We start from the raw sequence: 22,853 nt of genomic DNA, 5'->3' as shown, positions 1-22,853 counted from the left end.
AAGATTATGTTCTATTTAAAATTTATAAAAGGCGATTATAAAAAAATAAAAGCAAACATTATAGGGAGTTTATCATGCTCAAGGGAGCTATAACTGCGCTTATCACACCGTTTGATAACAAGGGCGCGATTGATGAGAAGGCGTTTTGTGATTTTGTTGAATGGCAGATCACACAAGGGATTAACGGTGTAAGCCCTGTTGGGACAACAGGTGAATCAGCAACGTTAAGTCATGAAGAACATAAGCGGATTATAGAATTGTGTGTTGAGCAGGTTGCAAAGCGTGTTCCTGTTGTTGCTGGAGCGGGATCAAATAGCACAAGCGAGGCTGTAGAGCTTGCACAATACGCGCAAAAAGCTGGTGCAGATGCAGTTTTGGTTGTCACTCCCTATTATAATAGACCAAATCAATCTGGCTTATACAAGCATTTTTCTTCCATTGCCAAAGCTGTTTCTATTCCGATTATAATTTATAATATTCCTGGTCGTTCTATTATCGATATGGCTGTAGAAACGATGAAAGACCTTTATCAAGATTTTAACAATATCATTGGTGTTAAGGATGCAACGAGCAGAATTGAGCGTGTTAGTGAACAAGGTGAAAAGTGTGGAAAAGATTTTGTACAGCTTTCCGGTGATGATTGTACGGCGTTAGGTTTTAATGCACATGGAGGTATGGGGTGTATTTCAGTTTCCTCCAATGTTGCTCCAAAGCTTTGTGCTGAACTTCAAGCCGCTTGTTTTCGTGGTGATTATAAAACAGCACGAGAATTAAATGATCGCTTGATGCCTCTTAATCGTGCTGTGTTTATTGAACCTAGTCCAGCAGGTATTAAATATGCTGCTGCAAAATTAGGATTTTGTGGTGATACTGTGCGTTCTCCTATTGTTCCATTAACAGAAAGAACAAAGAAGATTATTGATGCAGCCCTCAGTCATGCTGGTCTTTTAAAAGCATAAAATGATATTGACAAAGCCATGAATAAAAAAAAGAACGCGCCCGTACGGAAAATAATTGCTGACAATCGTAAAGCACGTTTTAATTTTGAAATCCTTAATAATCTCGAGGCTGGTCTTGTCCTTCAGGGAGCGGAAGTGAAGTCCTTACGTTCTAATCATGCCAATATTGCTGAAAGCTATGCGAGTTTTGAGAATGGGGAATTATGGTTAGTAAACAGCTATATTCCTGAATATACGCAGGCTAATCGTTTTAATCATGAACCACGACGTTTGCGCAAATTATTACTTTCAAAACGTGAGATGGCACGTTTTTTTAATGCAACGTCTCGTGAAGGAATGACACTTGTTCCTCTCAAACTTTATTTTAATGAACGAGGGCGCGTTAAGTTGGAGATCGCTCTAGCGCGGGGGAAAAAGCTTCATGATAAGCGCGAAACGGAAAAAAAACGTGATTGGGGACGTGAAAAAGCAAGACTTTTAAAAAGATATGGATGATGGATGCAATTTCGATATTCTTTATTTATAGCACTTTTTAAAACAGTTTTAGCATTGATCTAAGTATGTTTTTGCTGCTTGAAAGATTTGGTGAAACATGGCGTCTGTCAAGCGCCCAGTATTTGTATTATAACGAGAACAGTGATAGCTCGAAAAGATGCGTAATCTGCCGATGTTATTGATTTCACCGTGTCCAAAAGGGTGAGATAAAACTTTTGCATTAAGGGCACGTATCGTTGAATAGTGCGCAATGGTGCCTAAGGTAATAACGGCTTTAAGTTTGGGAAGATTTGTTAAAAGAGGTGAGAAGAAATAGCGGCACGTGTTAATTTCTGCACCGGTGGGTTTATTTTCTGGTGGAACACAACGAACAGAGTTAACAATTGCTGCATCAATAAGTTCAAGAGTATCGTCTGCTCTTTCTTCAAAGGTTCCTTGGGCAAAACCAAACTTTTTTAAAGTTGAATAAAGTAAGTGCCCAGCATAATCACCAGTAAATGGACGTCCAGTTCGATTTGCTCCGCGTAATCCAGGAGCAAGCCCAACAATAAGAAGGCGTGTTGTATCTGGCCCTTTATAAGGAAAGAATGGGCGCACCGGTGCGTTATACCAACTTGGTTCTTTTACACGCCAGCCAGCGATAAATTGATGAAGCCTAGGACATAAATTGCAATTTTGGGGTGGTTCTGGGCAAAGTGATGTTAATTGGCTATTCATGGTGTTAGGCATCAATCGTTTTTCTATTTTTTTGAGTCTTTATATAGCGTATATGACGGGTTATGTTTTGATAAACAATCTATAATGAATATAAATAAACTTTTTTAGAAGAAAGTTTAATATAAACTTATTGCTCATTATTGTGTAAAGAGAGATCATCTTTCAGTAATTTATTCGATGAATAAGAGTGCGATACACATGATGTTCAAAGAAAAAAGTTTTCTCTTTAGATAAAGATATTATCATAAAAAGTATGTATAAGGCTGCTGTTATTGCAAAGGGTTTAAACAGCAGGTATTCCTTTTAAAAGGATAAGGACTCCAGACAAGTATTTTGTCAAGAAAGACCTCCCTTTGTTTGAAGTCAATCTATTGGAATGCTTTTAAAAGAAATTTTGATAACAAGCATGAATAGGTTATACATTTTTATAAATTTTCCAAGAATTTTTTTAAATAAGTTCTTTAATCAAAAAATATAAAAGTTTGTGTTGTTTTTCTTGTGTTTTATTTTGATTATTGTATATACTCCTCTATCCGCTATTAAATTTTTTTATTTGAGAAAGAGGCATAAATGGCCCGCGTAACGGTAGAAGATTGTATTGATAAAGTTGACAACCGCTTTGAATTGGTACTTTTAGCAGGTCATCGGGCGCGTCAGATTTCACAAGGAGCGCAGATTACGGTTGATCGTGATAATGATAAAAATCCAGTTGTTGCTTTGCGTGAAATAGCAGAAGAAACATTGTCGCCTGCTGATTTAAAGGAAGACCTTATTCATTCGTTGCAAAAGCATGTGGAAGTAGATGAGCCAGAAATGGCAAGTGAATTTATTACCCATTCAGGTGAAGCTGAAAGTGTTTTTAATACGTCGTCGCAAGAAGAAGGTACTTCATTTGATCATATGTCAGAAGAAGAGCTTTTAGCGGGTATTGAAGGTTTGGTTGTTCCAGAAAAAAGTGACGATTATTAATTGCAGCAATTTATGTTACAGGAGTAAAGATACCTTGTCATGTAAGGAGCAATTATTTTTCTTGTCTTTTATTGATAGGACATGTTCAATAAAGATTAGAGGTGTGAAAAGATAAAGGATATGCTCGTATGATGCGTCAGTGTGAGCTTGTTGGACGTGTTCAACGTTACAAGTCTGACGTAGATGAGGCTCTTTTAAACAGGGCCTATGATTATGCAATGAAAAAGCATGCACATCAAAAGCGTGCGTCAGGTGATCTTTATTTTTCTCATCCTTTAGAAGTTGCTGCTATTTTGACAGATATGCGGTTGGACGAGGCAACGATTGCTGTTGCTCTTTTGCATGATACAATTGAAGATACAAGCGCTACACGAGCAGAAATTGATCAGCTTTTTGGTTCTGAAATTGGGAAGTTGGTTGAAGGGCTTACAAAGCTTAATAAGCTTGATCTTGTATCAAAGAAAGCCGTACAAGCAGAAAATCTTCGTAAACTTCTTATTGCTATTTCTGATGATGTTCGTGTTCTTTTAGTCAAACTTGCTGATCGTCTTCATAATATGCGTACCCTTGGTGTTATGCGTGATGATAAACGTCGGCGAATTGCTGAGGAGACGATGGATATCTATGCGCCACTTGCAGGTCGTATGGGTATGCAGGATATGCGTGAGGAATTAGAGGATCTCTCTTTCTTTTATTTAAATCCAGAAGGTTATCGTACGATTACCAATCGACTTTCTGAATTATTGAAACACAACCGTGATTTGCTTTCCACAATTGAAAATGAATTGACAAAACTTTTTTTCGAGCATGGCATTAAAGCAGATGTTAAAAGCCGTCAGAAAAAATCTTATTCAGTTTTTCGCAAAATGGAAAGTAAAGCATTATCTTTTGAACAATTATCGGATATTTTTGGATTTCGTGTGATTGTTGAGTCCGTGAATGATTGTTATCGTGCTCTTGGTGTCATTCATACGACATGGCCAATGGTTCCTGGTCGTTTTAAAGATTATATCTCTATACCAAAGCAAAATGATTATCGTTCTATTCATACAACAATTGTTGGTCCTTCAAGACAACGTGTTGAGTTGCAAATTAGAACGGCTGCTATGGATGAAGTTGCTGAATATGGGGTTGCTGCTCATTCCATATATAAAGAGCACGGTTCCAATTATTCGACTGTGAAGTTATCAAGTGAAACGAATGCCTATGCATGGTTGCGTCAAACGATACAATCTTTGTCTGATGGAGATAATCCAGAAGAGTTTTTAGAACATACAAAACTTGAGCTTTTTCAAGACCAAGTTTTTTGTTTTACGCCGAAAGGTCGATTAATTGCTTTTCCTAAAGGAGCTACGCCTATTGATTTTGCTTATGCCGTCCATACAGACATCGGTGATTCTTGTGTTGGTGTAAAAATCAATGGTCGTATTATGCCTTTAATGACCAAATTAAAAAATGGTGATGAGGTTGATATTATTCGCTCACACGCTCAAATTCCGCCAGCAGCATGGGAATTTCTTGTTGTCACGGGTAAAGCACGTTCAGCTATTCGACGAGCAAGTCGTGCAGCGGTACGTAAACAATATTCGGGTTTAGGATATCGTATTCTCGAGCGTTCATTTGAATATATGGGAAAGCAATTTTCAAAAGACCTTTTGAAGAAAGTTTTGCCACGTTTAGCACGTAAAGATGTAGAGGATGTATTGGCTGCTGTTGGGCGTGGAGAGCTGTTTTCCGCTGATGTGATTAAAGCGGTTTATCCTGATTATCAAGATCACCGTGTGGTACAAAAGTCATCTTTTAAGCCTGGGGAAGAAGGTTGGTTTAATATTGAAAATGCTCAAGGTATGATTTTTAAAGTTCCAGAAAATGAAAAGAATGCAATGGTCGAGAATCATCAATCTAAAGCCTTGCCTATTAGAGGAACCCGTGGAGATATACCCGTACGTTTTTCACCGGAAGGAGCAGTACCTGGAGATCGGATTGTTGGTATTATGCAGCCAGGAGCTGGGATTGTTATTTATCCAATACAGTCTTCAGCTTTGATGGCGTATGATGATCAGCCAGAACGATGGATTGATGTCCGCTGGGATATTGATGCCCAAATGAATGAACGTTTTCCTGCACGGATGAATATTTTAGTTGTAAATAGTCCTGGTTCTTTGGCTGAAATTACACAAATAATTTCTGCTAACGATGCCAATATCCAAAATTTATCTTTTATCCGTACAGCACCAGATTTTACAGAAATTATGATTGATTTGGAAGTGTGGGATTTAAAACATTTGAATCGTATTTTTTCTCAGTTAAAAAAGGCAGGTTCAGTAAGTACAGTACGGCGGGTTCATGGATAAAAAGAAAGATTTTGCAATGAATACACAAGATGTCATTGATATTTTTAAACAAGCAGATGCTATTCTAGAAGGGCATTTTATTTTAACATCGGGGCGCCATAGTGCGACTTATATGCAAAAAGCGAAAGTATTCATGCATGCTGACTTGACGGAAAAGTTATGTCGTGGATTGGCTGAAAAAATCAAAAAATCTATCGAGGGAAAAATTGACTATGTTGTTGGTCCCGCAATTGGCGGTCTTATTCCTTCCTATGAAACTTCACGTCACCTTGGTGTTCCTTCTCTTTGGGTAGAGCGTATAAATGGCATCTTTGAATTGCGTCGTTTTGAAATCAAGAAGGGTGCACGGGTTGTTATTGTTGAAGATATTGTAACAACGGGTCTTTCCATTCGTGAGACTGTTGAAGCGCTTGTTGCAGCAGGAGCAGAGGTGTTGGCCAGTGCATGTATCCTTGATCGTTCTGGTGGTAAGGTCAATGTTGGAGTTCCATTGATTGCGCTTGCTGAATACGAGATAACCTCTTATGCTAGTGATGCACTTCCTGCAGAGCTTTCTGTTCTTCCCGCGATTAAACCAGGCAGTCGAAATATTTAATTGTCGTTCTATTTTTTTTGTGCAAAAGCTTAAAAAGATTAATTTGGATGATATAGATTATTTCATCATCAAAAGATGTATATTGAGAGTCATATGCTTTTTCGTCGTCGAGAACCAATAGATTTTGTAACGCGTATTCGACTTTGGTTATGGCCACGTCGTTCATTTTCTCGCTCATTTTGCTACATACATAAACGTATTTTGCGTATATCAGCAACACCGCATGAAGTAGCATTAGGGGTTGCTGTTGGCGTTTTTTTAGCTTGTTCCCCTTTCTTTGGGCTGCATATTATTTTGGCAATATTTTTTTCTTGGCTTTTGCGTGCAAACTTTGCTGCCGCAATCATTGGGACAATTTTTTCTAATCCACTCACATTTTTATTGATTGTCATGGCTGATTATAAAGTAGGGTATTTTTGTTTATCACTTTTTAGCGATGTCAAAGAGATTTCTCTTTCGCAAATTCGTGCTCTATTTAATGGTTTGACATTGTCAAATCTCTCTCTCCTCTTTAAAGGCGCATGGGACACAATTATGAGTCCTATGATTTTAGGGGGAACTCTTTTAGGTATTGTTTTTGGTGGTTTATCTTATATAGGTGTTTACAGAGCAACGGTTCGTTTTAAACAAAAGCGATATCAAAAGATTATAAAAAAAAGGCGTTTAAAGAAGCGCTCATCGCCTGTATTAAAACAGAAATAAATTTAAGAAAGATCGGGTAATATCTTATGATTATTGGTCTTGGAAATGATCTGGTTGATATACGACGTATTGAGAAAATGTTGGTTCGTTATGGTGAGCGTTTTATCCAACGTATTTTTACGGATATTGAAAGAAATAGATCTGAAAATCTCAAAAAAAGCTCCTCGTCCTATGCAAAAAGATTTGCTGCTAAAGAAGCATGTGCTAAAGCCTTAGGAACGGGAATCGCTTGTGGTATCAATTGGAAAGACATGGGGGTAGTTAATTTGCCGTCTGGTAAACCAATAATGCAATTAACAAATCGTGCGCAAATACAACTTCAAAAGTTATTACCTCCTCATCATGATGCAGTTATTCATCTTAGTATAACAGATGATTTTCCTTGGGCACAGGCATTTATTATTATCGAAGCACTTCCACGTGGATAGATGGCATGAGAGATTGTGCTTTTGTTATTTGAATATTATGATGAAAAAAATTATATCTGTGATGAGAAGGCAGTTGGTGATGATCCAAAAAGATAAAGTGCATAAAAAAGAAAAAAAAGGTGGGCTTCGTGAATTTATTTCTGTTTTAATACAGGCTTTGCTTTTAGCAGCGTTTATTCGGACACTTTTTTTCCAGCCGTTTAGTATTCCTTCCGGTTCAATGCGTCCTACTTTGTTGGTGGGAGATTATCTGTTTGTTTCTAAGTATGCGTATGGGTATTCTCGTTTTTCCATCCCCTTTTCTCCTCCTCTTTTTTCTGGACGGATTTGGGCATCTCAACCTCAACGTGGAGATGTGGTCGTTTTTCGCTTACCAAGTAATCCGAAGATTGATTATATAAAACGCGTTGTTGGGCTACCAGGTGATCGTATACAAGTCCGTCAAAGTGTCCTTTATATTAATGATGAGGCTGTTTCACGTCACTTTATGGGGGAGATTGATAATTCTGATATAACAGAGGTTAACTATCCTGTTGAGGTTTATCGCGAGACAATGCCTAACGGTGTCAGTTATGATACACTTGATTTAGCTTTCATCCCGAAAGTTGATGATACAGAAGTCTTTGAAGTTCCTCAAGGACATTACTTTATGATGGGAGATAACCGCGACAATTCAGATGATAGTCGTTTAGATGTAGGCTATGTTCCAGAAGAAAATCTTATTGGTCGCGCGAGCGTGATTTTCTTTTCTATCAGTAATGGTTCAAGTGCTTGGCAGATTTGGCGCTGGCCATTTGATGTGCGTTGGAAACGTTTGTTTTCTTTCATAAATACGGTTCATGATTTGCCGCTTATCAAGCAAGGAAACAACGATGAAACGTCTCATGATTGATCAGCTTTTCAAGCTGACGGGGCATCGTTTTAAAGATGAAGAGAGGTTAAAGAAGGCATTAACACACTCGAGTGTACAAGATTCGGAACAGGGGAATTATGAACGACTAGAGTTTCTAGGGGATCGGGTTTTAGGGCTTTTGATTGCAGAGATGCTGTATCAACTTTTTCCTCAGGCAAGTGAAGGTGAATTATCAGTCCGTTTAAATCATCTGGTCAATGCACAGACATGTGCTGATATTGCGCGTGAAATGAGACTTCCTGATATGATCCGTGTTGGTTTTGAGATGAAAAATTTTGAGGGGCGTCGACTTATCAACATGCATGCAGATGTCGTGGAAGCTTTGATTGCCGTAATATATCTCGATGGAGGATTGGAAAGCGTTCGCCCTTTTATTCAAAAATATTGGCAAAGTCGGGCAAAGAAAATGGATGCTGGTCGACGTGATGCCAAGACAGAATTACAGGAATGGGCGCATATCCAAGGCAATGCACAACCACATTATCAGGTTATAAAACGTTCAGGTCCAGATCACGATCCTGTTTTTATGGTAGAGGTCAGTATTTCTGGGTTTGCTTCAGAGATTGGGCAGGGAAGCTCCAAAAGATATGCTGAAAGAATGGCAGCTGAAAAAATTTTGCGACGAGAGGGTGTATGGAAAACAGTAGGAAAAAATGATCATGAGTGACGTTATGAAAAAGCGTTCTGGGTTTGTTGTGCTTATTGGGATGCCTAATGCCGGTAAATCGACATTGGTTAATCAATTGGTTGGAACAAAGGTTTCAATTGTAACACATAAGGTACAAACAACACGAACTTTAATCCGCGGTATTGTCATTCATGATGATGTGCAAATTGTGTTGGTTGATACACCGGGTGTTTTTCGTCCCCATAAGCGCTTAGAACGAGCCATGGTCTCTGCTGCTTGGGGAGGGGCTAAGAGCGCTGATGTTCTACTCGTTTTAATTGACGCTCAAAGTGGTCTTTCGGATGAAGTTGATATGATGTTAGATATTGTAAACAATATGAAACAAGAAAAAGTTCTTGTTCTTAATAAGGTTGATACAGTTGTTAAATCATCTCTTCTAGCGTTAACCACTAAAATAAATGAACGTGTAAAGTTTGCGCAAACATTTATGATTTCTGCTCTAAACGGTTCTGGTTGCAAGGATTTACTTCATGCGTTGAGTAACATGATGCAGGAAGGGCCATGGTATTATCCGGAAGATCAAATTTCTGATATGCCTATGCGTCATCTTGCTGCTGAAATTACGCGTGAAAAACTTTTTCTTCGTCTTCATGATGAACTTCCTTATTCCTCAACGGTTGAAACAGAAAACTGGGAAGAGCGTTCAGATGGTTCCGTTAAAATTAATCAAGTTATTTATGTCGAGCGTGAGAGTCAGAAAAAAATTGTCTTAGGAGCAAAAGGAGATACAATTAAAGCGATTGGTCAAGCAGCACGTAAAGAACTCATGGAAATTATGGATCAAAAGGTGCATCTTTTTCTCTTTGTGAAAGTGCGCGATAATTGGGATACCGATCCAGAACGTTATCGTGAAATGGGATTGGATTTTTTAAAATAAGATTTTTAAAAATAATTAAAGTAAAATGAAGTGGAAAGAACAAGCCGTTATACTTGGTACACGCCAATATGGTGAAACAAGTGTTATTCTTGAGATTATGACACGTGAACATGGTCGTTATATGGGAGTGGTAAAAGGGGGGCGCTCGCGTCGCATGGCAGCTCTTCTTCAACCTGGAAATTTTGTGGAGGCTGAATGGTGGGCTCGTTTAGACGAACATTTGGGACTTTTTCGGCTTGAAGCTCTTGATTTACATGCGGCACGATTAATCTGTCTACCAGAAGCACTTTATACTTTGCAATTGATAGCTTTTCATTTGCGGCTTCTTCCCGAACGTGATCCGCACCCCATTTTATATGATATTTTACACCTTTTTATGCAGAATTTTGATGAACCATTTGTAAATGCAGAATTGCTTGTACGTTTTGAAATGCGGCTTCTTGAAGAACTTGGTTTTGGTCTTGATTTATCTTGTTGTGCTGCAACAGGTCGTCAGGAAAGGCTTCATTACGTATCACCAAAATCTGGACGGGCTGTCTGTGAAGAAGCAGGGGAACCTTGGAAAAAAAAGCTTCTCATTCTACCACAGTTTCTTGTACAAAGAACGACTCGTCCTGCTGATTTTAGTGACATAATAAATGGTTTTATACTGACGGGTTTTTTTCTTATGCGTCATGTCTGGGAGCCACGAGATATAAAGCAGCCGTCAGTGCGCATAAATTTGATACAATTGTTTGAGCGTCAATTTGGTGTACAGGCATTAATTGGTTGATCTGATGATAATTGAATGGGAAAATGAGAATTTTAAAGACAATTGCTGAAGTCCGCCAATATACTTCAGAGGAACGACGTTTAGGTTTTTCGATTGGTTTTGTTCCAACAATGGGGGCATTGCATGATGGACATCTTGCATTAGTACAGTATGCAAGAGCAATGTGTGATCGCGTAGTGGTTTCTATTTTTGTCAATCCAAAGCAATTTGGACCTCATGAAGATTTTTCTCAATATCCAAGAGATTTGAAGGGCGATTGTGCTTTGTTAAAAGAAGCAGGTGTTGAATGTGTTTTTGCTCCTTCTGTCGATGAAATGTGGCCACTGGGGAATGATACAATTGTACAAGTGAAAAAATTATCACGTATTTTGATGGGAAAATTACGTCCGGGGCATTTTTGTGGTGTAACAAGCGTTGTTGCTAAACTTTTTAACATTGTCCAACCAGATAAGGCTTTTTTTGGGGAAAAAGATTTTCAACAAATTTTAATTATTCGGCGTATGGTTGAAGATTTGGCTTTTCCTATTGAAATCGTTGGAGTTCCTATTCTACGGGAGTCAGATGGTGTAGCGTGTTCTTCACGCAATCAGCTTTTAACATTAGAAGATCGTAAAGCTGCCAAAATTATTCCTGAAAGTGGAAAAGCTGCTGAAAAGCTTTATCATGAAGGTGAACGGTCGGTTGATAAATTATGCAAAACTGTTCGTGATATTTTACAACAAGAAACGCGTGCAATCATTGAAGCGATAGATTTACGGGATATGGAAACTTTATGCGTGGTTAAAGGAACATTGAATAAACCAGCAGTTTTACTTCTTACTGTCCGCTTTGGTGAGATAAGGCTGATTGATCAATATATATTGCAAGAGAAGGGTGGAAAATGAGTGTACATAAAACCGTAAAGCGTATAACATCTTCCGAAATACGTGCACGAAAGGGACAACAGCCAATTGTTTCTTTAACAGCTTATCAAGCTTATACTGCGCGGATTGCTGATCCATATTGCGATATCCTTTTGGTTGGTGATAGCGTTGGGATGGTTGTGTATGGGTTTGAGACAACGCTTCCTGTTAATTTAGATATGATGATTTCACACGGGAAAGCCGTGGTGCGTGGATCTCAAAAAGCTCTTGTTGTTATTGATATGCCTTTTGGTTCTTATGAGGAAAGTCCAGAGCAAGCTTTTTTAAATGCATCGCGCATTCTTGCACAAACGGGGTGTGGTGCAGTTAAGCTTGAAGGGGGCGTTTATATAGCCGAAACAGTAGATTTTTTGTGTAAACGTGGCATTCCAGTGATGGGGCATATCGGTCTTACACCCCAAGCAATGAATCGTTTTGGTGGTTTTAAAACACAAGGACGCAAGGAGAATGATTGGCAAAGAATTGAAGCAGATGGAGCAGCGATTGAAGAGGCAGGTGCTTTTGCTGTTGTTTTAGAAGCAATGGTTGAACCTTTAGCGGTGAAACTGACAGATAAGCTTTCTATCCCTACGATCGGTATAGGGGCGTCCAATCAATGTGATGGGCAAGTATTGGTTATGGAAGATATGTTGGGCTATGGTTCTCATGTGCCAAAATTTGTACGCCGTTATGGAGACCTTGAACAAGCCATGGAAACTGCAATAAAGAATTATGCAGAGGATGTCACATCTCGTGCTTTCCCAGCGGATAATGAAGTTTATAAACTAAAATAAACTTCAGTTTAAGATGAAAGGTTTGACAAGAGAACATTTGTTATTTTGATAATGAATGTGCATTTTTAATATATTTTGTATGCAATTTGAACTGTGATTTTTTCCATTTCTTTAATGAAGTCACGCCTCTCATGCAAAACAGAACGCCATTGGGTCGCTAATTCACATGCTTTTTTAAAGAAAGCTTTCTTAAGGTACCCAACCTATTTCGCGACGGCGTTCGTGAATAGTATAGTGGTAAGTCCCTTATGAAGTGTATAAAATTTATAGAGTACTCCCGTCTTTACGCTTCATAAGAGAGCAAGCCGGCATCATCACACACTTTGCCAATTTTCAATGCTGCGACAGCGCTTAGCACTTGAGATGGTCATAAGAAGCATTTTAACTCTTTCTTTAAAAAATTTTACCCACACGCCAGACCCGCTTGTGGTGTGCAAGAGAATGATTTTGATTGATTCAATATAAACAGATTTGAAATGAGTGAAGCTTACGATATTAGGAGCTCTCATTCAAAATGAAAAAACAATGAATTATTATTATAAGTCAGTGTGATGATTCTGTAATGACAAGGAATCAACAATGCGAAAGGGCTATAATCTTTGGACATCCAAGTCATTAAAGCGCGTTAAAAATGCGTTTTCAATGTGTTGGGTAGAATAGGGGGATAAATTCAGATCATCGGGTAAAATATTATTGGGAGAGCCAAAATAGTGAAGGGCTTCTTCTGTATTAAATCCAGCAAGCGTAATCGCTTCATAATAGGCAGCGATACGGTCGGCTTGTTTAATTTTTTTTAAAAGTTTTTGAGAAAGATCAACGGGAAGAGAAAAGCGCATGTGGATAGCATCTTGGATGCGCTTTTCAACGCGTTCATATTGTTTTCCTATAACAGCTTTAAAAGGGGAAATCATATCGCCGATGACATATTCTGGAGCATCATGAAGAAGGGCATAAAGACATTCGTTGCTTCCCGATTGTGGAAAAAGTTTTTGAAATATTTGTTCAACCAAAAGTGAATGTTGTGCAACAGAATAGGCATGCTCTCCTCGTGTTTGACCGTTCCAACGTGCTACGCGAGCAAGTCCATGGGCAATATCTTCAATTTCAACATCAAAAGGAGAAGGGTTGAGAAGATCAAGTCGCCTTCCAGAGAGCATTCTTTGCCAAGCGCGGGCTTCTCCATTTTTTAATAATTCAGCTTTAGCCATGAGTGTTTTCTATAGTATTTTCAGGAAAGGTAAAATTCATATTTTCAGCAATGCTTATAGTGACAGGAATGTTTTTTACAGTAAAGGGGATGTTATGATCCATAGCATCTTTGACGTGGTCAATACGCATTAAAGCAAGAGCCTCATTTTCTACACATGTTCCCAAGTAGCCAAGCACTTTTGTTCCTGCTTCAATGCTAGATTGAGGGATTAATTTACACTGGCCTTTTACAATAAAAATACGGCGACGTGCTGCACGGCGGTGGTGCATTCGTGAAACAATTTCTTGTCCAATATAACATCCTTTATTGAATGCAAGTCCATTGATTTGATCGTAATTAATATCATGAGGAAAGACTTTGCCAATTTCATAGTCTTGATCACTTTCCGCAATTGCATAACGGATACGCAATTGATTCCATGTGTCATGATATTCTGAAGTTAAAAAAGGTTTTTTGCCATAGATTCGTATTATTTTTTCTTTTTGTGGGAAGCGTTTATCAACAAAACTTGAATCAAAATTTAAAGCATCTGATTCATTATTCAAAGAAACTGTAACAAGCTCTTGGAATGGTTGTGTAATTTCTACTTTTTTGCGCAGCTTATAGAGCAACAGACGCTTATGGAGCGTATCAGCTAAAGGCATCCTGATATCAATCAGGTAACCATCTTCTTTTTTTCCGATAAGAAAATCAGCAAGAACCTTTCCTTGTGGGGATAAAAGGGCTCCAGGGAAAAGTTCCTGTGGACTGATTTTTTTTACATCTGTCGTGATCAGGGATTGTAGAAAATCTGTTGCTTCTTCGCCTGTAATTTGAATAAGTCCGCGGTTTTTTAAGCAAATGGCATTTTGTTTTTCAATCATGGTTCTTGCCTTTCTGCTCAAAGTTACATAATCGATAAGTGAGCAATATGTAAGGAGCGTGGTTATGTTTAAAACATTTGATACAATTTTTAAAGGTGCAACACTTGTGAATCATGATGGAAGAAGCAAGCGTGATATTGGTATTACAAATGGTCGTATTGCTGAAATAGGCGACCTTACATGTGCATCGGCTAGTGAGGTCATTGATTGTACGGGGCTTCATATTTTACCAGGAATTATTGATAGCCAAGTGCATTTTCGTGAGCCAGGAAATGAATATAAGGAGGATTTGGAAAGTGGCTCGTATTCTGCTGTGTTAGGGGGGGTTACGGCAGTTTTTGAAATGCCTAATACCAATCCATTGACAACATCAGAAGAAACATTAAGCGATAAGGTTCAACGCGCATTTCATCGAATGCATTGTGATTTTGCATTTTGGGTTGGAGGAACGCGTGAAAATGCTCATGAACTATCTGAATTAGAAAGACTTCCTGGTGCGGCTGGAATTAAAGTCTTTATGGGGTCCTCTACCGGTGATCTTTTGGTTGATGATGATGAAAGTGTACGCCTTATTTTGAAGAATACACGCCGTCGTGCGGCTTTTCATTCTGAAGATGAGGCGAGGCTCAAAGAGCGTAAAATATTGCGTATTGAAGGGGATGCATCGTCACATCCGATTTGGCGTGATGAAGTTGCGGCATTAAAATGTACGCAGCGTTTGGTAAAAATTGCTCATGAGACGAAGGCTCGGATTCATGTGTTACATCTTTCGACAGAAGAAGAAATTGATTTTCTAAAAAAACATAAGGATGTTGCAACAATTGAAGTGACACAACATCATTTGACACTCACGGCTGATGATTATAAGAAGTTTGGTACATTAATTCAGATGAATCCGCCTATTCGTGAGCCGCGCCACCGTGACGCTCTTTGGTACGGTGTTCAACAAGGAATTATTGATGTCTTAGGTTCAGATCATGCGCCTCATACTCTTGAAGAAAAACTTCAACCTTATCCCTCTTCACCTTCAGGTATGACAGGCGTGCAAACAACAGCAGCAATTATGTTGACACATGTGAATGCAGGAAAAATATCTCTTGAACGTTTTATTGATCTCACTTCACATGGCCCTAGTCGTATTTTTGGTATAAGTTGTAAAGGGCGCATTGCTGTTGGGTTTGATGCTGATTTAACCATTGTTGATCTTAAGCGAGAGGAAATTATTACGAATAGCTTAATTGGTTCTCGCGCCGGTTGGACACCTTATGATGGTCAAAAAGTTAAAGGTTGGCCTGTTGGGACTATTATCCGTGGTATGCGCGTTATGTGGGAAGGTGAAATTGTTACACCTTCACAAGGAGAGCCTGTTAAATTTATGGAAACTTTGGTGTAAACAAATTAAAATTATAAGTATGCCGTAAAATACCATCTTTTAGAGTGGTGATATAGGGTATGTCAGCCTCTTTGGTACATAAGTGTTTTTTTAATGCGAGGTGAGTATTCTTAGGCTTGTTTGTAGAAACTATGCAGCAAATTACATGTGTTAGAAGCCAAGAGAAACCTTGTTCAACAAGAACCTAGATTATTTACAGAGCAAATTTAGTTAAAAATCTTTGTCCGTTAAAGTGTGGGGAGGAAGCCAAAGAACAGTTTTGTATGGGGAAAAAGGCGCATATGAATAAAAGCGTATCAAGACATTATTCTTTAAACGTCTCTCTATTTTCAGAGCTGGTTTATTGCTCCCCGCATTTGTGAAAGGAGTATCATTGATATCGCTAAGATTGAGAGAGCTACTTTTTGTATAGATTAATTATTTATAATGCATGAGGAGGTTTTCAGATAAAATTCTTCCTTCCTCAATGTATCTTTGGTTGGCTTCAATGGCTGCTTGTGTACAATGATGATAATTTTCTGAGAAAGCACGATACGCTTCATTAAACGCTTCATAAAAATAAGCACGTCTTTGTGGAATGGGGCGTTCTGCTTCAATCAGTGCATTCATATAGTCATACCATTGGTTTGTTGGAGGCTCGCAAAGATTTTGGAGAGAATGCAATGATCCCAAAATTTCTGCTAGTCGGAGTAATTTTTTTTCATAAGGTGGAGATTGTTGTGCAAAGGTTGGCATTGAAATGACAAGAAATATTAAAATAATGATGTTCATCAATCTATACCGCATTATTTTTATTGCTTTCTTTGAATAAAACTCTGTAAAGATAAAATAATTTTGTCATGAGAACGGTGTAAAAAAATAAAGTTAATTGCTACATTATTCTCAATTATTGATTATAAAATATAGGGCGTAAGAGGCAGTAAGGAACCCATTGTGGAATATTGAAAATACTGACGAAGCTTTGTGTGGTTAAAAATTTAAGATTTTCTTTCTGCAAACTATCTATTTTTCACATAGATTTATATTGTATTGCCTATAGATTTTTTTCTAAGCTCATTTTCTTTAAGGAGAGAAAGCATCTCTAATGATAGAACGCTTTTGTCCAATCAAATAAAATAGATTGTTTTTATGATAAACGATGGATACAGCCGTAAATACAATGGGAAAATGGTAAGAAGAATTTACTATAAGATACAAGTTTTTAGCTTAAACCGCGTAATACAATGATTTGAGATAAGATACATCTAAAAGGATCGGTGCATAATATCGTCCATGGAGTCAATAAATGAAAGAGTTGCGATTTTATAATACGCTAACACGTAAAAAAGAAAAATTTACACCAATAGATGCGACAAGAGTACGCCTTTATGTTTGTGGACCGACAATTTATGATTATGCGCATATAGGAAATGCACGTCCTGTTATTGTTTTTGATATTTTATTTCGCTTATTGCGTCATGTTTATGGCAATGAGCATGTTCTATATGCACGTAATATTACAGATGTCGATGATAAAATTAATGCACGAGCAGCTAGCGAATATCCAAACGTATCATTGAATGAGGCTATTCGTCACTTAACAGAACGTACATATTCTCAGTTTCAGCAAGATACCATAGCACTTGGTTGTCTGTTGCCAACCAGTCAGCCACGCGCCACTGAGCATTTAGAGGAGATGCGCTCTTTAATTGAAAGGTTGCTTGAAAAGGGGCACGCTTATGAAGCGGAAAATCATATATTATTTTCTGTAAGTAGCATAAAAAATCCTCCCCATTATGGGGCATTTGCAAATCGTTCTTTAGATGAAATGAGGGCGGGGGCGCGTATCGATGTTGCTGCTTATAAAAGGGAAGAGATGGATTTTGTTTTGTGGAAGCCTTCTGTGGAAGGAGAACCAGGTTGGAAATCACCGGGCGGAATTCCTGTTTTAGGTCGTCCAGGTTGGCATATTGAATGTTCTGCAATGTCAATGGCAAAGTTATTAGCGCCCTATGGCGGTGGTTTAACCTGTGATGATCCGACCGCCAATGTTTTTGATATCCATGGTGGTGGAATTGATTTAATTTTTCCTCATCATGAAAATGAGATTGCACAAAGTTGTTCAGCTTTTGGGACGGAGCGAATGGCTAATTTTTGGATGCATAATGGTTTTTTACAAGTTGAAGGCAAAAAGATGTCGAAAAGCTTTGGCAATTTCATAACTATTCGTTCTGTTTTAGAGAATAATTTGGGGGAGTTTAATGGTATTTTAACCGATGAAATGAAGCAAAATTGGGCTGGTTTGTCTGCGCGTTTTTCGATGTTGCAAACGCATTATCGTGAACCATTAAATTGGACAGCACAGCGTTTAATACAATCGAGCAGCGAACTGTATCGTTGGTATGAATGGCTTCGCAGCAAAAAGAGTGAGATGAAAAACAATGAAGCAATTGATGATACTTTGATAGATGCACTTAGTGATGATCTTAATACTCCAAAAGCACTGACTCTTTTGCGAAAATTTTATAAAGAAGGAAATGCTTTGGCTCTTCTGAATGGGATGAATTTATTAGGACTGTTAAGACAAGAATGGATTAAAGAAATAGATTGCCCATTATTTACGAGAAAAACTTTCCTTGATACAAAATTTATTGATCAGCGCATTGCCGAAAGACTAAGACTTATCCATAATAAAGAGTGGGAAGCTGCGGATACAATTCGTGATGAGCTTGCAGCCAAGGGGGTTCTTTTAAAAGACAGTAAGGATCCGCAGAGTGGTGAGCGCATAACTGTGTGGGAAATAAAGCGACACTAAAGCGACACTAATGTCTCTATTCCAGCAGCTCCATAAAAAAGGAGAATATGATGGAATTTTTATATCATTATGGGTATGTTGCACTAAAACTAGTTGTAGGACTTATCGCTTTCCTCTTGATTTTAAGAACCACAGGTCGTGGTAGTCTTAGTCAAATGACGCCAGTTGATTTGGTAAGTAATTTTGTCATGGGAAGTATTATTGGAGGCGTTATTTATAGTCCGGATGTTAGCAGTATTCAATTGTTGATTGTCTTATTTATTTGGCAGACTTTAGTCACATCTCTTAATTTTCTGATGCGCTATTCAGTTTTTTTTCGTCGTCTTATTGCAGGACGACATATTGCATTGGTTTTAGATGGAGTATTTCAAGTGGATAAGATTAAAAAATTAGGTATCAGTGTGAATGATCTGATTACAATGTTGCGCATTAAAGGCTGTAGTTTACATGAAGCTGCTTTCGTTCGTTTAGAAACCAATGGCGATTGTTCCGTTATTAAAAAGGAAGAAGGAAAGAAGTCTATCATTTTAATACAAAATGGTGAAATTCTTGATAAGGGGCTGAAAGAGATTGGTAAAACAAAAAAATGGCTTCAGGCAGAATTGAAAAAAAAACATGTAAAAGTTGAAAATTTATTTGCAGCAGAGTGGTATGAAAATACAGATCAAAATAATAAATTGTATAGTGGATTATTTCTTGTTCCTTTTTCAAAAACAGTCTAACTTCAAAAAACGGGTAGGTATAGCTTATTGGAAGCCATAATGAAGAGATGAATCTATAAATAACCACAGAGGGTATTTTGCCTGTTTGTGCGGATGATAGAGAAGTAAGGACTTTATGAAACGCAATGAAATGACAAAAACTGTATCATCAGATACAGGGAAGACTCTGCACACACTTTACAATTTATGGCCCTATATGTGGCCGGTAGGGCGGCGTGATCTAAAAATGCGTGTGCTATGGGCAATATTTTATCTTGTTTTGGCTAAGCTCGTTCTCATATCTGTACCGTATTTATTTAAATATTCTACGAATGTGCTTGATTCAAGCTTTCAGCTACCTGAATGGTTCCCATCCAGTTGGATTATTCCCATCATGCTTGTTTTGGCATACAATGTCGCGCGTATTATGCAGGCTGGATTAAATCAATTACGCGATTCCCTGTTTGCCACTGTTGGTCAATACGCTGTTCGTCAATTAGCTTATAAAACCTTTGTACATATGCATGAGTTATCTTTGCGATTTCATTTGGAACGCCGAACAGGTGGGCTTTCTCGTGTGATTGAGCGTGGAACAAAAGGAATCGAAGCGATCGTAAGATTTTCAATTCTTAGTACAGTACCAACAGTTTTAGAATTTATATTAACGGCACTGGTATTTTATATAAGTTATGGGTGGCATTATCTTCTCATTGTTGTTGTAACGGTTGGATTATATATTTTGTTTACCATTAAGGCGAGTGATTGGCGTATTCGCATTCGACAAAAAATGAATACAGCGGATACTGAGGCGAATACTCGCGCTGTTGATTCTCTTTTGAATTTTGAAACGGTCAAATATTTTGGTAATGAAACTCTAGAAGCCGATCGATTTGATGCTTCTATGGTAGGTTATGAAAAAGCCGCAACAAAGATTTGGACATCTTTAAGCTGGCTTAATTTTGGTCAGACTCTTATCTTTGGTATTGGAATGACGATCATGATGCTGATGTCAGCTTATGAAGTTTTTTATAAGACACAAACTTTAGGAGATTTTGTTTTTATTAATGCGCTTTTAATGCAACTTTCCATTCCACTAAATTTTATTGGTTCAATGTATCGTGATATTCGACAAGGTTTAACGGATATTGAAGCAATGTTTGATCTTTTAGATGTTCAGAAAGAGATCGTTGATAAATCGGATGCTAAACCGTTAAAGATAAGCGATGGGACCATTTGTTTTCATCAGGTAAAGTTTTCCTATGATTCGAGACGTCAGATTCTCAGAGATATTGATTTTGAAGTTCCTGGAGGAAAAACAGTCGCTATTGTCGGTCCATCGGGTGCCGGTAAATCTACTATTTCTCGGTTGCTTTTTCGGTTTTATGATGTTGATGCAGGCTCTATCACAATTGATGGGCAGGATATTCGTGACGTAACACAAAAGAGTTTGCGTGAAGCGATTGGCATGGTCCCACAAGATACGGTGTTATTTAATGATACAATTGCCTATAATATTTGCTATGGGCGTCCAAGTGCTACAGATGAAGAGATGCGCAAAGCTGCTGAAATGGCACAAATATCAAAATTTATTGAAATTTTACCGGAAGGTTTTCAGTCTATGGTAGGAGAGCGAGGTCTCAAATTATCAGGTGGTGAAAAACAACGCGTGGCTATTGCACGGACACTTTTAAAAGCTCCTCCACTTCTTATTCTAGATGAAGCAACGGCGGCTCTTGATACGGCGACGGAACAGGAAATTCAACAAGCATTGGATATTGTAAGCCGTGGACGTACAACATTGATTATTGCGCACCGTCTTTCTACTGTTATCAATGCGGATGAAATTTTAGTTCTTAAAAGTGGTCGTATTATTGAAAATGGGACGCATACAGAGCTTTTACGCAAGAAAGGTCTCTATGCTTCAATGTGGAATAAGCAGCTTGAAGCATCGCAAGCAGAAGAAAAATTACGTAAAATGCGTGAAGAAGATGAGACGAGTGTTGTTAATCGTAAAAAATAAATAGAGCAAAATGTAATCTATATCTTTATATGGAGTGATTGATTAAATACATAAAAAGACACAAGAGGAACAAAAAGCTTTGTTGCTTGTTTAAGTTTACGATGAATAGGAAATTATATGAGTATTCTGCAATCTTTCCATAATAGCTTTGTAACGGTTCATAAAGAAGGTTATCCTTTTATTGTAGCGTTTTTTGTTATTTCGCTCATTCTTGGTTGGATATGGAGTCCGTTGTTTTGGTTTGGTCTCGTTCTCACGGTGTGGTGTGTATACTTTTTCCGTGATCCAGATCGTGTGATCCCTTTGAATTCAAATTGGGTTATGTCGCCTGCAGATGGGCGTATTTCATTTGTGGAATCATGTGTTCCACCTGAAGAATTAAGATTAGGGAAAGATGAAATGATCCGTATTTCCATTTTTATGGATGTTTTTTCATGCCATATTAATCGTATTCCTATCAGTGGTACAGTAGAGTCTATCGTTTATCATCCAGGTCGATTTACCAATGCTGACTTTGATAAAGCTAGTCAGTTTAATGAGCGTAATGGGGTGGTAATTGATAGCAAACATGGTAAAATTGGTGTCGTACAAATAGCGGGAATGGTTGCGCGCCGGATTGTTTGCTGGTCAAAAGAAAACGATGCCGTTATGACTGGTGAGCGATTTGGATTGATTCGTTTTGGTTCTCGCCTTGATGTTTATATACCAACTGAAATGAAATTGCGTGTTGCAGTTGGACAGACAGCAATTGCTGGAGAAACAGTTTTGGGTTCTTTTGATGATAAGAGTGCCACAACGGACTTCAGATACGATTAGGACTCACAATGAAAAATTTTTCGCCATTTTCTTCATTCAATCCTGAGGGGCAGCATGATGATGTTGCAAATCGGCGGCGTTCACCTACATCAATGCGGTATGTTATTCCCAATATCATTACTATTTTAGCAATTTGTGCAGGGATGAGCAGCATTCGTTTGGCTTTTGAACATCGCTATGAAGCTGCTATTTTAATGGTGCTTTTGGCCGCAGTTTTAGATGGTGCTGATGGTCGCATTGCCCGTTTAATAGATGGTAGTTCATCTTTTGGGGCACAGATGGATTCTCTTGCTGATGTTATAAATTTTGGTGTTACCCCTGCACTCATTGTTTATTCTTTTATCTTGAATCAAGCGAATCATATTGGGTGGGTTGCTGCCCTTGTTTATTGTGTTGCTTGTTGTTTGCGATTAGCACGTTTTAATGTGATGTTAGATAACCCCAATATACCTAAGTGGCAGAGAAGTTATTTTGTTGGTGTTCCAGCACCAGCAGGAGCATTATTACTTTTATTGCCTACCTATTTAGGCACTCTTGGTTTGGTCCCTAATTGGGGGTGGGCATTATTTTTTAGTCTTTATACTGTAATTATTGCTTTTCTTTTGATTAGTCGTTTACCGGTATGGAATGCAAAAACAATTGATCAAAATTTAAGGCGCGATATCGTTATACCGTGCATGTTGGTCATTGTTATTTATGTCGGTTTTCTTGCGACTTACACATGGGAAACTTTATTGATTACAGCTGTTAGCTATATGATTTTTCTCCCTTGTAGTTTTATCGCTTATAATAAACGTGCTACTTTAGAAGAGAAAAAGGCTGATGCTAAAGCTATCCAAGAATTATAAAGTGCTTCATTCTTCTGTCGAAAAGCACAGGAAAAAGAGAGAG

At 38.1% G+C, this 22,853-nt stretch carries 23 protein-coding genes; 19 read left to right on the top strand and 4 right to left on the bottom strand.

The genetic code is table 11. The features are described 5' to 3' along the window. The first annotated feature begins 74 nt into the window (after positions 1–74). Positions 75–959, top strand: coding sequence for a 4-hydroxy-tetrahydrodipicolinate synthase (dapA, locus tag ACFINX_RS01485; RefSeq protein WP_375612952.1), 885 nt, complete (start codon positions 75–77; stop codon positions 957–959). A gap of 18 nt (positions 960–977) precedes the next feature. Continuing rightward, entirely contained in the window at positions 978–1,454 is a 477-nt protein-coding gene (smpB, locus tag ACFINX_RS01480) for an SsrA-binding protein SmpB (protein WP_012231306.1), read from the top strand. Between the two features lie 48 nt (positions 1,455–1,502). On the opposite strand, the gene ACFINX_RS01475 is transcribed toward smpB, so the two are convergent. Continuing rightward, positions 1,503–2,171: a uracil-DNA glycosylase gene (locus tag ACFINX_RS01475; RefSeq protein ID WP_375613048.1), complete on the bottom strand. Its 669-nt coding sequence runs from the start codon at positions 2,169–2,171 to the stop codon at positions 1,503–1,505. Between the two features lie 570 nt (positions 2,172–2,741). Between ACFINX_RS01475 and rpoZ the strand changes: the two genes are divergently transcribed. The 11 genes from rpoZ (at position 2,742) to panB (ending at position 12,165) form a co-directional block, all read left to right on the top strand. Next, positions 2,742–3,140: a DNA-directed RNA polymerase subunit omega gene (rpoZ, locus tag ACFINX_RS01470; protein ID WP_273791104.1), complete on the top strand. Its 399-nt coding sequence runs from the start codon at positions 2,742–2,744 to the stop codon at positions 3,138–3,140. A gap of 128 nt (positions 3,141–3,268) precedes the next feature. Continuing rightward, complete coding sequence (locus tag ACFINX_RS01465; protein ID WP_375654947.1) at positions 3,269–5,494, top strand: RelA/SpoT family protein; 2,226 nt, start codon at positions 3,269–3,271, stop codon at positions 5,492–5,494. 16 nt (positions 5,495–5,510) lie between these two features. Then, positions 5,511–6,089, top strand: a complete 579-nt coding sequence (gene pyrE / locus ACFINX_RS01460; protein ID WP_375629334.1) for an orotate phosphoribosyltransferase — start codon at positions 5,511–5,513, stop codon at positions 6,087–6,089. Between the two features lie 93 nt (positions 6,090–6,182). After that, positions 6,183–6,791 carry a DUF2062 domain-containing protein gene (locus ACFINX_RS01455; RefSeq protein WP_375610146.1) on the top strand — a complete coding sequence of 203 codons (609 nt, stop codon included), beginning with the start codon at positions 6,183–6,185 and terminating at the stop codon, positions 6,789–6,791. Positions 6,792–6,817: 26 nt separating this feature from the next. After that, positions 6,818–7,219 carry a holo-ACP synthase gene (gene acpS / locus ACFINX_RS01450; RefSeq protein ID WP_375634162.1) on the top strand — a complete coding sequence of 134 codons (402 nt, stop codon included), beginning with the start codon at positions 6,818–6,820 and terminating at the stop codon, positions 7,217–7,219. 79 nt (positions 7,220–7,298) lie between these two features. Next, complete coding sequence (gene lepB, locus ACFINX_RS01445) at positions 7,299–8,111, top strand: signal peptidase I (protein WP_375611213.1); 813 nt, start codon at positions 7,299–7,301, stop codon at positions 8,109–8,111. Then, positions 8,092–8,799: a ribonuclease III gene (gene rnc / locus ACFINX_RS01440; protein ID WP_375612949.1), complete on the top strand. Its 708-nt coding sequence runs from the start codon at positions 8,092–8,094 to the stop codon at positions 8,797–8,799. Before lepB ends, rnc begins: the two co-directional genes overlap by 20 nt. Continuing rightward, entirely contained in the window at positions 8,792–9,697 is a 906-nt protein-coding gene (gene era / locus ACFINX_RS01435) for a GTPase Era (RefSeq protein WP_375612948.1), read from the top strand. Before rnc ends, era begins: the two co-directional genes overlap by 8 nt. 25 nt (positions 9,698–9,722) lie before the next feature. Next, positions 9,723–10,469 carry a DNA repair protein RecO gene (gene recO, locus ACFINX_RS01430; protein WP_375668206.1) on the top strand — a complete coding sequence of 249 codons (747 nt, stop codon included), beginning with the start codon at positions 9,723–9,725 and terminating at the stop codon, positions 10,467–10,469. A 23-nt stretch (positions 10,470–10,492) separates the two neighbouring features. Continuing rightward, positions 10,493–11,353, top strand: coding sequence for a pantoate--beta-alanine ligase (gene panC / locus ACFINX_RS01425; RefSeq protein ID WP_375612946.1), 861 nt, complete (start codon positions 10,493–10,495; stop codon positions 11,351–11,353). Continuing rightward, the gene (gene panB, locus ACFINX_RS01420; RefSeq protein ID WP_375612945.1) at positions 11,350–12,165 is read left to right on the top strand and encodes a 3-methyl-2-oxobutanoate hydroxymethyltransferase; all 816 of its coding nucleotides are present in this window, start codon (positions 11,350–11,352) and stop codon (positions 12,163–12,165) included. Before panC ends, panB begins: the two co-directional genes overlap by 4 nt. 590 nt (positions 12,166–12,755) lie before the next feature. On the opposite strand, the gene ACFINX_RS01415 is transcribed toward panB, so the two are convergent. After that, entirely contained in the window at positions 12,756–13,373 is a 618-nt protein-coding gene (locus tag ACFINX_RS01415; protein ID WP_375610152.1) for a YfbR-like 5'-deoxynucleotidase, read from the bottom strand. Further along, on the bottom strand, positions 13,366–14,238 hold the full coding sequence (locus ACFINX_RS01410; protein ID WP_375612944.1) for a YgfZ/GcvT domain-containing protein: 873 nt from the start codon (positions 14,236–14,238) through the stop codon (positions 13,366–13,368). Before ACFINX_RS01410 ends, ACFINX_RS01415 begins: the two co-directional genes overlap by 8 nt. A gap of 64 nt (positions 14,239–14,302) precedes the next feature. On the opposite strand from ACFINX_RS01410, the gene ACFINX_RS01405 reads away from it, so the two are divergent. After that, positions 14,303–15,631, top strand: coding sequence for a dihydroorotase (locus ACFINX_RS01405; protein WP_375668205.1), 1,329 nt, complete (start codon positions 14,303–14,305; stop codon positions 15,629–15,631). Positions 15,632–16,048: 417 nt separating this feature from the next. On the opposite strand, the gene ACFINX_RS01400 is transcribed toward ACFINX_RS01405, so the two are convergent. Further along, the gene (locus tag ACFINX_RS01400) at positions 16,049–16,417 is read right to left on the bottom strand and encodes a TIGR02301 family protein (RefSeq protein WP_375612942.1); all 369 of its coding nucleotides are present in this window, start codon (positions 16,415–16,417) and stop codon (positions 16,049–16,051) included. Between the two features lie 499 nt (positions 16,418–16,916). Between ACFINX_RS01400 and cysS the strand changes: the two genes are divergently transcribed. The 5 genes from cysS (at position 16,917) to pssA (ending at position 22,810) form a co-directional block, all read left to right on the top strand. Then, positions 16,917–18,425, top strand: a complete 1,509-nt coding sequence (cysS, locus tag ACFINX_RS01395) for a cysteine--tRNA ligase (protein ID WP_375611222.1) — start codon at positions 16,917–16,919, stop codon at positions 18,423–18,425. A 50-nt stretch (positions 18,426–18,475) separates the two neighbouring features. Continuing rightward, a complete protein-coding gene (locus ACFINX_RS01390) occupies positions 18,476–19,147 on the top strand; it encodes a DUF421 domain-containing protein (RefSeq protein WP_375611298.1) in 672 nt (223 codons plus the stop codon). Between the two features lie 115 nt (positions 19,148–19,262). Then, on the top strand, positions 19,263–21,146 hold the full coding sequence (locus tag ACFINX_RS01385) for an ABCB family ABC transporter ATP-binding protein/permease (protein WP_375668204.1): 1,884 nt from the start codon (positions 19,263–19,265) through the stop codon (positions 21,144–21,146). A 117-nt stretch (positions 21,147–21,263) separates the two neighbouring features. Continuing rightward, on the top strand, positions 21,264–21,962 hold the full coding sequence (locus ACFINX_RS01380) for a phosphatidylserine decarboxylase (RefSeq protein ID WP_375668203.1): 699 nt from the start codon (positions 21,264–21,266) through the stop codon (positions 21,960–21,962). 8 nt (positions 21,963–21,970) lie between these two features. Then, on the top strand, positions 21,971–22,810 hold the full coding sequence (gene pssA, locus ACFINX_RS01375) for a CDP-diacylglycerol--serine O-phosphatidyltransferase (RefSeq protein WP_375611225.1): 840 nt from the start codon (positions 21,971–21,973) through the stop codon (positions 22,808–22,810). The last annotated feature ends 43 nt before the right edge of the window (positions 22,811–22,853 follow it).

Origin of the sequence: Bartonella sp. AP36NXGY (assembly GCF_042195865.1) — a bacterium.
Taxonomy (GTDB): Bacteria; Pseudomonadota; Alphaproteobacteria; order Rhizobiales; family Rhizobiaceae; genus Bartonella.
The sequence above is the reverse complement of the archived record's forward strand: the minus strand, read 5'-3'. Positions and strand labels throughout refer to the sequence as shown.